The following is an 11,846-nucleotide window of genomic DNA, read 5'->3' on the forward strand; positions in this document are numbered from 1 at the left end:
ATCAATAACCTAAAACTAGATTGCGCGCAGCAAAACAATATTTCGCATTCAATTAGGAAATACGTATTATGGATGATATTGAGAAGCTTGCTATATGGCGCGCGTAGAGCTTGGTATATAAAGCCATCAGCACTCAAAAGCGGGTTGCAGATTGCGCATGGCGCACTAAAATAATGCCTAGCTCTTTAAAATAAAGTTTTTTGAAAGCACCAGCGAATCAAGGTTAGCTTTCTGGCACAATGGCCGCCTGGGGTATTTGCCGGTATCCTATTGGCTTCATAGCGTTCTTCCCATCAAACTTAATTCATGCATAACCCAGTAGACAATGACAAAGCTGAGCGCGCGGCCAGGTTGCGCGCGCAAATCGAGAAGCACAATTACGCTTATTACGTACAGGATGCTCCGGCAATTCCCGATGCCGAATACGACCGATTGTTTGCCGAGTTAGCGGCCATTGAAACTGAAAACCCTCACTTGCTGACCCCCGATTCTCCTACGCAACGCGTAAACGGCCAGGTCGCCGAAGGCTTTCAGCCAGTTATGCATACGCTGCCAATGTTGTCACTAAATAATGGTTTTAGCGACGAAGAAATTGAAGCATTTGATAAACGCTGTACCCAAGGGCTGTATAAGACCGAGCCAGCAGCAAGTTTAAATTATGCATGTGAGCTTAAGTTTGATGGTCTTGCGGTGGCGTTGCGCTATGTTGATGGGGTGTTCGTGCAAGCGGCAACCCGGGGCGATGGTGTGCGCGGGGAAGATATTACCGCCAATATTCGGACTGTGCATTCGATTCCACTGCGCTTGAAAGGCGCCTCTATCCCTGAGTTGCTTGAGGTAAGGGGAGAGGTGTTTATGCTGAAAAGCGCTTTTGAAAATTTAAACCAGCGCCAGCGGGCCGCCGGCCAGAAAGAGTTTGCTAATCCACGTAATGCGGCAGCAGGTAGCTTGCGCCAGCTCAACCCCAAAATCACCGCCAGCCGGTCGTTGTCATTTTTTGCTTATGGGATCGGCGCGCTTGTTGGGATGGCAATGCCGCCAACACATCAAGCTTTGCTTGATTGGTATCTAGAGCTAGGCATCCCGGTTTGTGAGAAGCGTGCGGTCGTACAGGGAGTGGCGGGGTTGCTTGGCTTTTTTAAGGCGATGAGCGAGCAACGCAATACATTGCCTTATGAGATTGATGGCGTAGTCTATAAACTGAACCGGCTGGAAGAGCAGCAGCAGCTTGGTTTTGTTGCGCGCGCGCCGCGCTTTGCGCTGGCGCATAAATTTCCTGCGCAAGAGGCGTTAACTAAGTTGATTGCAATTGAGGTTAATGTGGGCCGCACTGGCGCTATCACCCCAATCGCGCGGCTTGAGCCGGTGTTTGTAGGGGGGGCAATGGTGACCAATGCCACCTTGCACAATGAAGATGAAGTGCGGCGCAAGGATATTTTGATTGGCGATACGGTGATTGTGCGGCGCGCTGGCGATGTGATTCCAGAAGTGGTCAGCGTCTTAACTGAACGTCGGCCCGCTGATGCATATGGTTTTGAGATGCCAACCGAATGCCCAGTATGCGGATCTGCGATTGAGCGCTTACCGGGCGAGGCGATTGCTCGCTGTACCGGCGCTTTAGCGTGTGCCGCACAGCGTAAGCAAGCGCTGTGGCACTTTGCGCAGCGGCGCGCGCTAGATATTGATGGCCTGGGAGAAAAAATTATCGAACAACTCGTCGCAAAAAATCTGGTGCGCACGCCTGCTGATTTGTTTAAACTAGACTTTGCAACGCTGGTGGAACTCGAGCGTTTTGCTGATAAATCTGCGCAAAATTTACTGGCCGCGTTACATCAGGCTAAGCAGACTACATTGGCGCGCTTTATCTATGCGCTTGGCATACGTCATGTGGGTGAAACAACCGCGCTTGATCTAGCCCGTTATTTCGGCGCGCTTGATCCTCTGATACAGGCATCGCGTGAAGTGCTGCTCGAAGTCAATGACGTAGGGCCAGTCGTGGCGGAAGCGATCCTCCAATTTTTTGCTCAAGCGCATAATCTTGAGGTGATTGAAGAATTACGCGCCGCAGGCGTGACCTGGCCTGAGAGACCACCTGCTGCGCGGCCTAGCGCAGGACCCTTGGCCGGTAAAACGGTAGTTCTGACAGGAAGTTTACTGAATTTCACGCGCGAGCAAGCAAAGGCGCAACTGGAGGCCGCGGGGGCAAAAGTAGCGGCTTCAGTTTCAAAAAAAACCGATTATGTGATTGCTGGGGCCGAGGCGGGTAGCAAACTTGCGAAAGCCGAGACACTGGGCATTGAAGTGTTGGATGAAGATGGTCTACGTCAGTTATTGGCAAGCGTAGAGTCGTCGCCAGAATGATCGTGTCCGTGGGTAAAAAGCTCAAACTGCAATCGCGCGGAGTAATTCGGTTTCAAGCTGAATCTGTTGTCGGTTGTCAGCGAGCTTTGCGCCGGCGAGCAAAAAAAAGTCTTCAACGCGTTCTCCTAACGTATTGATGCGCGCTGCGTGCAGGCTGATTTGGTGAGAGGCTAAGATATGAGCAATCGCGTAGAGTAGACCCGGCCGGTCATTGGTTGAAAGCGACAGAATGTAATATTGTCCGTTTTCATCGGCACGTAAATGAATCCGCGGAGTGCTCGGGAAAGTTCGCGATTGTCTCGCAAGTCGGCCTGGCGAGGGGAGCGGAAGGGGTTTGGCGCTAGCTAAATGGCGCGTTAGTTGCTGTTCAATGCGCGCGGTGATTTGGTCATAATCATGCAGCTCGTCTTGGGTTGCTTTGTGCGTATTTTCGTCTAACTCGGTATACGCGTGCGTTACAAAAAAACTATCCAGCGCATAGCCATGGCGGGTGGTATGGATGCGTGCATCGAGTACAGAAAGGGCGTGACTATCGAAATAACTACAAATGCCGGCAAATAGATCAGTTTGATCTTTCATGTAGACGAGAACTTGTACCCCTTCACCAAGCGGTGAACGGCGCGCTCGAACAATCGGCCGAGGGGTTTCAAGATATAAATAAAGAGCATGTGTTTGCCAGGCAATATCCGGGGCATCGTGGCGCAAAAAGTAGGCAATGTCTAACTGCTCCCAAAACGCTTGGAAGGCGCCCTGTGGGATCAAGTGTTGTTGCAAGAGTGTGAGCGCTTGCTCTTTGCGTAGCGCAAGCGCCGAATGGGTATTGGGTTGTACGCCGCCAAGCGTGTTTAGGGTGACGCGGTATAAATCTTCAAGGAGCTTGCCTTTCCAAGCATTCCAGACCTTTGGGCTGGTGCCGCGAATATCGGCTACCGTGAGGAGATAAAGCGCGGTGAGCTGCCGCTCGGTTTGCACTTGATCCGCAAATCGCTTGACCACTTGTGGATCGCTTGTATCTTGTTTCTGGGCTACGCGGCTCATGGTCAGGTGGTGCTCGACCAGCCAAATAATCAGCTTAGCATCTTCCGCCGCTAGCTTGTGCTCGCGGCAAAAGCGCTGCGCTTCGGCCATACCAAGGATTGAGTGATCGCCTCCTTGTCCTTTAGCAATATCATGAAATAGCGCGGCAATCATCAGGACCCAGGGCCGCTCAAAATTCATCATCAACTGGCTGCAAGACGGATATTCATGCGCATGTTCCGCCACGCCAAAGCGGTGCAAATTGCGTAAGACCATTAAAATATGTTGGTCAACTGTATAGACATGATAAAGATCATGCTGCATTTGCCCAACGATCCGCCAAAAGCTTAATAAATAACGCCCCAGCACACTGGTTTGGTTCATCAGTGCCAAGGCATGGGCGGTGCTGGCATGCTCGATAGAGTTATGCGACAGTTGCAAAATCTCAAGAAAGCATTGGCGGTTTTGTGGCGCGCGGCGCCACTCTTGGTTCATCACGTTGCGAGCGTTATATAAGGCGCGTAACGTACGCGTCGCTAAGCCCGTCACGCCGGGCGTGCGCTCGCACAGCAAAAAGGTTTCAAGAATTGCATCAGGTTCACGTTGATAAAGGTCATCTTGCGTGATTTCGATCAACCCTTGCTTTTCTGCGAAGCGCTCAGACAATCTATGCGAAATGCCGCTGGTCTTCGGGAAAAGGTGGGCTTCGATATTTTGCAATAAAATAGGCGTGAGCTGGGTGACCGCTTTAGCCGCCCAATAATAGCGGCGCATCATTTGCTCGCTAGCCCGTTTAGCGGGGGTTGCGCGATAGTCAAAGCTTTCCGCCAATTGTGTCTGAAAATCAAAAGCCAGCACATCTTGCCGCCGGCCGGCCAAGATATGGAGGCGGGCGCGTAAGGTTTTTAAAAATAGTTCGTTGCGGCGCAATTCACGCGCTTCTCTTGCTGTGAGCTGGCTGCGTATTTCAAGCTCGTGCCAGTTCTGGCCAAAGCCGGCGGTGCGGGTCAGCCATAAAATGAGTTGCAAATCGCGTAAGCCGCCCGGACTTTCTTTGCAATTTGGTTCAAGACTGTAAGGAGATTCTTGAAACTTCGCATGGCGCTGCTGCATTTCAAGCTGCTTCGCCTGAAAGAAGGCATGGGTGTCCAGCACCTCATTAAAACCTTTGGTAAATTGCTTAAAAAGCGCTGCGTCTCCGCCGATGCGACGCGCTTCGAGTAATGCCGTTTGCACCGTAATATCTTGACTTGCTGCCTCTACACATTGTGCGATAGTGCGTACGCTACTGCTAATTTCAAGGCCAAAATCCCATGCCATGCCAATAAACGCTTCAAGTTTGGCGGTTAGGCTGGCATCGGGGTCGGCCGGCAGCAAAATCAGAATATCAAGATCAGAATGAGGTGCGAGCTCGCCGCGGCCAAAACCGCCCACTGCCGCGAGCACCAAAGAGGGCGGCAATTGACATAGACGCCAGACGTTTAACAGCGCATGATCAGCAGCACGCGCCAGCGCACGCATGAATGGATCAACTTTGCCGGTAACCTTAAATTTTTCAACCAGCGCTGCTTTGACGGCTTTAAAGCCGGCTTCTGGCTTGATATTTACGCCCGTTAAACGCTGGATTGGCATCGCAAGCCTAGCGCAAGATTGTCAAAAATAAATTCTAGGCTTACGCGGCAACGCTGTTTGCAGGGCGCGCCGGGGCTCCGACCGATAGGGTTAGCACTTCATGCCCGGTTTCTGTGACGAGGACGGTATGCTCCCACTGGGCGGAAAGGCTGCGATCTCGCGTTTTGACAGTCCAACCATCCGGCATGGTGCGAATCTCGCGGCGTCCAGCGTTAATCATGGGTTCAATCGTAAAAATCATGCCAGGTGTAAGCTTAAGCCCGGTGCCTGGCTGACCGTAGTGAAGTACTTGCGGCTCTTCATGAAAAGTTTGCCCAATCCCATGCCCACAGTATTCACGCACAATGCTATAGCCTTGGGCATGTGCATGCTGCTGAATCGCATAGCCAACATCGCCCAGTTGCGCACCAGGGCGCACTTGATCAATCCCTCGCCACATGCATTCATAGGTTGTTTGCACGAGCCGCTTGGCGAGAATTGAACCTTCGCCTACGATGAACATGCGGCTGGTATCGCCAAAATAGCCATTTTTAATCACCGTAATATCAATATTTAAAATATCACCATTTTTGAGCGTTTTATCGCCAGGAATGCCATGGCAAACTACATCATTTACTGAAATACAGGTAGCTTTGGGGTATGGGGAATAACCGGGTGGTTGATAATTTAATGGAGCTGGAATGGTTTTTTGCTCATTCAGCATATATTCGTGGCATAAGCGATCCAGTTCGGCTGTCGTGATGCCGGCGGCGATAGACGGGGTGATGTAATCCAGAACTTCACTTGCTAGTCGGCAGGCAACGCGCATTTGCGCAATGTCATTATCATTTTTAATCGTAATAGTCATATTTTTTATCCAATTCGCTAAGCTGCGCTTAGTTTGTATTATGACTTCATGAGAGTATCGAGCGCAAGCGTAGAGAAGCAAAGTCGCGCCTGGCGTTGAACCAATTTGAAGATTGGGGGCATTAAAAAACATTCCTTTCCAGGTTGATTTGTGGAATAATCTAAATACCACGGGGCCGACCTGGTTTCGACGTGGGTAGCAAAGCAATGTAGGGCATACCGAGGACCCGTTACCTCGTTAATCAATGGGAAAAAAAGTAACCGCAAACGACAAAACGTTCGCTGTAGCCGCTTAATACCGGCTCGCCTCGCACTCGCTCTCTGACGGGTTAGGGTCGCAAGACCATGCGAGGTCATTTACGTCAGATCGTAGTAGGTGATGTCACGGCGTCTACTATTAAATCTAGTGAATCGCTACGGTAAAGCGTGTTCATCCGCGTTGCTGTAGTTAAATTAAAGGATTGAACTAAGTATGTAGAACTGCTTGTAGAGTGCTTGCGGACGCGGGTTCGATTCCCGCCGGCTCCACCAGTTATCTTAAATTATCTCTAACATAATCCCCTTAAAATAAACCGAAAAGCCTTGTAAAATAAGGCTTTCACGGGGATTTCTCCCCTCAATTTCCAACGCAAAACAGCGTAGCCGAACACAGTTACACAGGCAATCTGTAGGTATCTATGTAGGTATGGAATTAGGGGGACATATAAGATGCCTACAAATACGCTTTCTGACTCTAAGTGCAAATCGGCAAAACCTACTGACAAACCCTTCAAAATATTTGATGGTGGCGGACTTCATTTGTGGGTGTCGCCCAAAGGTAGCAAGGTGTGGCGTATGGCCTATCGGATTATAGGAAAGCCGCAGACAATCAGTTTCGGGCGTTATCCGGATGTATCTTTAGCGGATTGATAAGGAACCCTACTGTATGTGAAATCAAGGCAAGGTCAGTAAAGCAGGTACAAAAACTTAAAGTTGCTGCGCAGCCGGCTCAGGCTGACGAGCCGCGAGGTTTTGACAGTAACGCTAACGTTAAATTATTAAAACCGGCGCATCGTATGGTGCGATGGGGCCAAACAAGTGCTCAGAAAACAGGCTGCTTTTATAAAAAACGAACTCAGGCAGAGTATGAGGCAATGGGTGGGTTTGAATCTTATTAAAGAAGGGGGCTTCGGGGAAATTTGAATCATTTCGTGGGAAGACTGTAAAGAAAGGCAGCAGGATGTAGGGTGATGGCATGAGAATTTTTTCAAATGAAAGGTTGTTATGCGTCCATCCCCTATATCAAGACAGCAGCCTCAAACACTGGATACAGAACGAAATGATTCGGGTTCAAAGCAAGCGAGGCAAAATAATAGGATAAAAAGAAAAGCTGCTTTAGTGGCGTTAGACAATATCAACGCTTATAACGACAGTTTAAATAAAGCATCTCAAAGAGAAGTAAAAAGAAGGAGCGGGCAACCTTTTAACGCGCAAAAAGAAAAAATACAGAGCGAGGTCGGGCCTGATCATGGATTGGGAGTTGGAATAGTCACAATTGATAATCTGGAGACGGCAATCAATTCGTTACTTTATCCTAAAGCGCCATCACCAGTATTGGATCCTCCAATAGACGTTGGTAGCCAGCCGGATGTATTTAATGCTCCAGATGAAGAGGATTTATCTTTCGAGATATCGGATTACCTGCACCTTGATGAAGATGATCAGCCTGAAAGTCAGAATGCGGAAATGGATTTGGAGAGAGAGCCAGAAGCGAATTATGCTGCGCTTTCCGATAATGCTTTTCAGGCGGTAGGATTGGGAGTTGTAACAGGCACAAGTGATAATCAGGAAGAGGCCAGCAGCTCGGCAGATTATTCTAAACGGCAACAAGATGCATTAAATCACCCAATAGATTTTTGCAGTCATCCAGAAGTATTGAGTGCTCTAAGTGAAAAGGATTTTTCTTTGGATTTTTTAGACGAATTGGATTTTCATGATGAAAATGCTGTGCCAGGAAATCAAAATGCAGAAATGAGTTCGGAGGAAGAGCTAGATGCGAATCATGCTGGGCTTTCCGTTAATGATTTCCAGGAGGTAGAAGAAAATACAAGTTTGAAAAAGAAAATCGGCCCGCCTATGAAATGGACGCCTGAAATGGAAGGTAAGGTTCGCGATATGGTTCAAGCTAATGCTGAGCTGACTGTGAAACAACTGCACGCTCAATTGCAAGATTGGTGTAAAAATCAAGAACCACCATTAACATGTCCTAGTTATCCATCCGTTGTGAAAAAATGTGCAAAGCGAAGCGATGAAACCAGGGTGCAGTGGATGCCTGAATGGAAAGATATCGCTCGGGAACTTATTAAAGCTAATGCAAATGCTGTTCCTAAGCTGAGTAAGCTGAAGCTGTACGCTATATTGAAAAAGAAGTGTGGTGCTCCCGAGTCGCAATCAGCATTCCCTAGTTATGAATCTTTTAATAAAAATTTCCTAGGGAGAAACTTTAAACATTTTGCATGGCCGTCTGAATTAGGAGATATGGCTCGCGGTGTAATCAACAAATATTCTAAGCACGGTTATAAAATTCAATATAATAAATTGATGGAAGAAATAAAAGAAAATTATCCATCAAAAAAACAGCCCACATTGAAAAATTTTCGTACTTTTAAAGAAAAAATGATGAAGCAAGCGAGTGTGATAGAGAATGAAACGAGAAGATAATCTAAATTAGAGAGAGCCCATAAGGCTAAAAGATTAGATGAGCGATTTGCAGAAAAGTGAAACGATGTCTGTAAATCGCAAAATTCATCAAATATCTTTGCACACTTTCAGCGAAAAATTTAGTCCCGCGATCGGTTTGGATCTGCCGGATAGGAAAGGGCATTTCTTCTATTACTCGTTCAAAGAAAAGTAAAGTTTAGCGGGCATCACGGCGTGGGTAAACTCCTAATACTCGAAATCGAGAGCAGTCGCCCACCGCTGTATATTGATAGGTCTACTAAACGTTTGAGCTTACTATTCTCCTCCTCTAATTGTTTCAGGCGGCGTAATTCCGAAGGGCCTAACCCTCCATATTTTTTTGCGCCAGCTATAGAATGTCGCTTGAGATATCCCCATCTTTCGGCATACTTCATCAACTGATATCTCGACTTCTGCCTGTTTTAAACCAAACGCTATTTGCTCTTCCGTATATCTCGATTTCTTCACCGCACAATCTCCTGATCAACTTCAAAATTGGGCCGCTTTTTCTACTTTTAAATGCATCGAAATTTTGGGGCAGGATCACTCTAGCTTCTGGTGCAGGTGGAACCCATGCACCATGGCTTACACATCAGACCAAAACGCGCAATCAAAAAACTGTCAGCGCCATCGGTTTTGGTGCGGGTAGCTAGGGTATTTTCAAGAGACTTGACTTGAGCCGGATTCGCGATGGAAACAGTGACGCCAGCATCGTATAAGGTCTGCGCAGCTTGCTCGTGATAGACCCCTGTGGCTTCCATTGTGACGGGAAGATCAGCAAGTTTAACTATCGCCGTGGTGAGCCGATAGAGCTGACGAAATAACAGTGGTAGAGATGGGTGTATTCGGGTTTTATTGAATCCTTTCGCAAAGGTGGCAAGTGGAAAAGAGAGGGTGAGTTTAAGGTTAAGGCATTGTATTATTTTTTGCCTAAAAAGAGCATGCCATGTCTCCTTTTAAACCTTCAAATGGGTTGTCTTATCAAGCGCCGAGTTCAGCGATACCGAGTCTAGATGGGAACGCAAATGATCGAAGTAGTGCTCTAGGAAGAAGGCTCTCTCAATCCAGCTTGCCAAATATTCCAAATAATAATAAACGTTTAAGTGGAGCTCCTCAGGGGAATCCCAAAAGGCTGCGTCGGGAACTGCCTGAATCTACAAAAGCAGATGAGCAAAGGGTGGGGCTTGCTGATGGGCAGGGCATTGAAACTGACAGGAATAGTCTAATAGGAAGCGCGCCAAGAGAGGCTTGGGAAGACGAGTTTATACAATATCCAGAAGATGATCTTGTTCCGCAGGAAGATTCATTAGCTAATCGAGTGAATTCTGAGAATTTGGAACATTTGTCGGACGCACCAAATCAAGATAGTGATTTCTTTAATTTTCCCGGTGAATTGGATTTTGGCAATGCAAGTGTTTCATTAAAAAATACAGATGCTGAAATGGGCTTGGCAAGTTCGCCAAAAGAAATATCGAATATTCCATTAGATAAATTTTCACTCGTATATTTTTTAAATACGCCACTTGATCCTAATGCTTCAGAAAAGTTATTGAATGATTTAAGCCAAGGTGATTTTTCCCTGAATTTTTTAGGCGATTCTAACCCTTCTTTAGAAAAAAATGCGAACTAGGTAGAGCAAAGAGCGAAAGATCCAGAAAATCCGGAGCATTTATCGGGTACTCCAAACCAATATAGTGATTTCTTTAATTTTGTAGATGAATTGAATTTTGGCAATGCAAGTGCTTTATTAGAAAATCAAGATGCCGAAATGAGCTTGGCAAGTTCATCAAAAGAAATATCGAATATTCCATTAGATGAACGTTCATTCGTAGATTTTTTAAATACGCCACTTGATCCTAATGCTTCAGAAAAATTATTGACTTATTTAAGTCAAGGTGATCTTTCTCTGGATTTTTTAGACAATTCTAATCCTTTTTTTGAAAAAAATCGAACCAGGTAGAGCAAGGGCAAAGAGCGAAAGATCCAGAGTTGGAAAATAGGATGAAGGAGGGTGTGGAGAGTCAGGCAGATAAGATCCGAGCTCTTATCGCAGTCCATGGCTTCCGGATAACTAAGGGGATGCTACAAAGAGAATTTATAAAAGCCCATCCCAATGAGTCATACCCTCATATAGCCACTTGTAGTAAACACTTAACGTGGGCGAGAAAAGAGCAAAGAAAGCAGAATCCAGAATTGGAAATTAGGCTAAGAAACGATCATGGAGATAACATCCAAGCTGTAATCGAGGATGATAGCCACTTGATAACTGCAGCAGAGTTAAAAGAAAGATTTGAAACAGCCCATCCCAATGGGCCATATTTTCATATAAGGACTTTTTCTAATTACCTCAATTTGATAAGAAAAGAGCAAAAAAAGAAGAATCCAGAATTGGAAAGTAAGCTGAGGAACTATCAAGGAGATAAGATCCGAGCTTTAATCGAGGCCAATAGCGTCTTGATGTCTGAGGCAGAACTACAAATAGAATTTGAAACTGTCTATCCCAATGAGCTATGCCCTCGTCAATTTACTTTTAGTAGTTACTTAAATCGAATGAAGCAAGAGCTAATAGCGAAGAGACCTGAATTGAAGGATAATTTGTATCCAAAGTCTAGAAATTAAGAGTCGCTAAACTCTCAGTTGTCCTAGCCGCAAACCACTTCGAGTAGGTATCCACGAAGGTTTGCTGGTAGATTCGGCCTACACCCTTGATCGTGCCAACATAAAATGCATCCTGGCTGCCAAGATAACCAGGATGCGCTGTTTCGATCTCACCGTGCGCTACGTCGTCCTCCTGCTTTTTTTCGAGCGCAACAACTTGTGCTTCAGTTAGAACCCCACCCGTTGCAGCAACGTGTTTCTCTGGCGCTGAAAGGCGCTTTTTAAATGAATCTAAATCGCGCCGTAGCCAAACGGACCGCACTCCTGATGGGGAAACAAAAATACCCCGCTTACGCAGGTCGTTGGAGACGCAGACTTGGCCAAAAGCAGGCTGTTCCAAAGCAAATTCAGCTACCGCTATTTCGGTGGTTTCTTCAACACGATTTCTAAGATTGGGCTTTTACGATTGGCATCGATCAACGCATCCACTCCGCCGGTTTCTAGCGCCGTTTGATAGCGATAAAATGTGTCGCGCGAAAATCCTGTCACCTTACAGGCGCGAGACACGTTGCCAAGTTCTGTTGCCAAATTGAGCAGACCGACCTTGTGTTTGATGATATTTTGATTAACAGCACAGGCTGTCCAGGAAATCATCTCCAGCTCGACCCAACTCA

The 11,846-nt window shown here is 46.8% G+C and carries 9 protein-coding genes, 1 other RNA gene and 3 pseudogenes; 7 read left to right on the plus strand and 6 right to left on the minus strand.

The features are described 5' to 3' along the window. The first annotated feature begins 306 nt into the window (after window positions 1-306). Window positions 307-2,361 (plus strand): NAD-dependent DNA ligase LigA, encoded by a 2,055-nt coding sequence (gene ligA / locus MCB1EB_RS04035; RefSeq protein WP_045362784.1) that lies wholly within the window; start codon window positions 307-309, stop codon window positions 2,359-2,361. Window positions 2,362-2,382: 21 nt separating this feature from the next. On the opposite strand, the gene MCB1EB_RS04040 is transcribed toward ligA, so the two are convergent. Together MCB1EB_RS04040 and map are read right to left on the minus strand one after the other, a co-directional pair. Then, a complete protein-coding gene (locus MCB1EB_RS04040; protein WP_045362782.1) occupies window positions 2,383-5,010 on the minus strand; it encodes a [protein-PII] uridylyltransferase in 2,628 nt (875 codons plus the stop codon). 40 nt (window positions 5,011-5,050) lie between these two features. Continuing rightward, entirely contained in the window at window positions 5,051-5,989 is a 939-nt protein-coding gene (gene map, locus MCB1EB_RS04045) for a type I methionyl aminopeptidase (RefSeq protein ID WP_081953486.1), read from the minus strand. Between the two features lie 39 nt (window positions 5,990-6,028). On the opposite strand from map, the gene ssrA reads away from it, so the two are divergent. From ssrA to MCB1EB_RS04060, 3 genes are all read left to right on the plus strand, one after another. Next, window positions 6,029-6,387, plus strand: a transfer-messenger RNA (tmRNA) gene (gene ssrA / locus MCB1EB_RS04050). A gap of 177 nt (window positions 6,388-6,564) precedes the next feature. Further along, window positions 6,565-6,765 carry an Arm DNA-binding domain-containing protein gene (locus MCB1EB_RS12620; RefSeq protein WP_081953485.1) on the plus strand — a complete coding sequence of 67 codons (201 nt, stop codon included), beginning with the start codon at window positions 6,565-6,567 and terminating at the stop codon, window positions 6,763-6,765. 354 nt (window positions 6,766-7,119) lie between these two features. Next, a complete protein-coding gene (locus MCB1EB_RS04060; RefSeq protein WP_045362778.1) occupies window positions 7,120-8,556 on the plus strand; it encodes a hypothetical protein in 1,437 nt (478 codons plus the stop codon). A 73-nt stretch (window positions 8,557-8,629) separates the two neighbouring features. Here the strand turns inward: MCB1EB_RS04060 and MCB1EB_RS12315 are convergent. The 3 genes and pseudogenes from MCB1EB_RS12315 to MCB1EB_RS12565 form a co-directional block, all read right to left on the minus strand. Then, a pseudogene (locus tag MCB1EB_RS12315) lies at window positions 8,630-8,827 on the minus strand (IS481 family transposase); the annotation flags it as partial. Next, a pseudogene (locus MCB1EB_RS04070) lies at window positions 8,820-9,042 on the minus strand (transposase); the annotation flags it as partial. The pseudogenes MCB1EB_RS04070 and MCB1EB_RS12315, both read right to left, overlap by 8 nt. Window positions 9,043-9,122: 80 nt before the next feature. Continuing rightward, window positions 9,123-9,497, minus strand: coding sequence for an IS110 family transposase (locus MCB1EB_RS12565; RefSeq protein WP_313790317.1), 375 nt, complete (start codon window positions 9,495-9,497; stop codon window positions 9,123-9,125). Window positions 9,498-9,520: 23 nt separating this feature from the next. Between MCB1EB_RS12565 and MCB1EB_RS04080 the strand changes: the two genes are divergently transcribed. The 3 genes from MCB1EB_RS04080 to MCB1EB_RS04090 all read left to right on the plus strand — a co-directional run bounded on the left by MCB1EB_RS04080 (window position 9,521) and on the right by MCB1EB_RS04090 (window position 11,193). Further along, complete coding sequence (locus MCB1EB_RS04080) at window positions 9,521-10,204, plus strand: hypothetical protein (protein WP_126353874.1); 684 nt, start codon at window positions 9,521-9,523, stop codon at window positions 10,202-10,204. Window positions 10,205-10,294: 90 nt separating this feature from the next. Then, window positions 10,295-10,534 carry a hypothetical protein gene (locus MCB1EB_RS04085; RefSeq protein ID WP_045362774.1) on the plus strand — a complete coding sequence of 80 codons (240 nt, stop codon included), beginning with the start codon at window positions 10,295-10,297 and terminating at the stop codon, window positions 10,532-10,534. A gap of 41 nt (window positions 10,535-10,575) precedes the next feature. After that, the gene (locus MCB1EB_RS04090; RefSeq protein WP_045362773.1) at window positions 10,576-11,193 is read left to right on the plus strand and encodes a hypothetical protein; all 618 of its coding nucleotides are present in this window, start codon (window positions 10,576-10,578) and stop codon (window positions 11,191-11,193) included. A 37-nt stretch (window positions 11,194-11,230) separates the two neighbouring features. On the opposite strand, the pseudogene MCB1EB_RS04095 reads toward MCB1EB_RS04090, so the two are convergent. Further along, window positions 11,231-11,826: pseudogene (locus MCB1EB_RS04095) on the minus strand (helix-turn-helix domain-containing protein); the annotation flags it as partial. Window positions 11,827-11,846 lie beyond the last annotated feature (20 nt).

The sequence above is a fragment of the Mycoavidus cysteinexigens genome, assembly GCF_003966915.1.
Taxonomy (GTDB): Bacteria; Pseudomonadota; Gammaproteobacteria; order Burkholderiales; family Burkholderiaceae; genus Mycoavidus; species Mycoavidus cysteinexigens.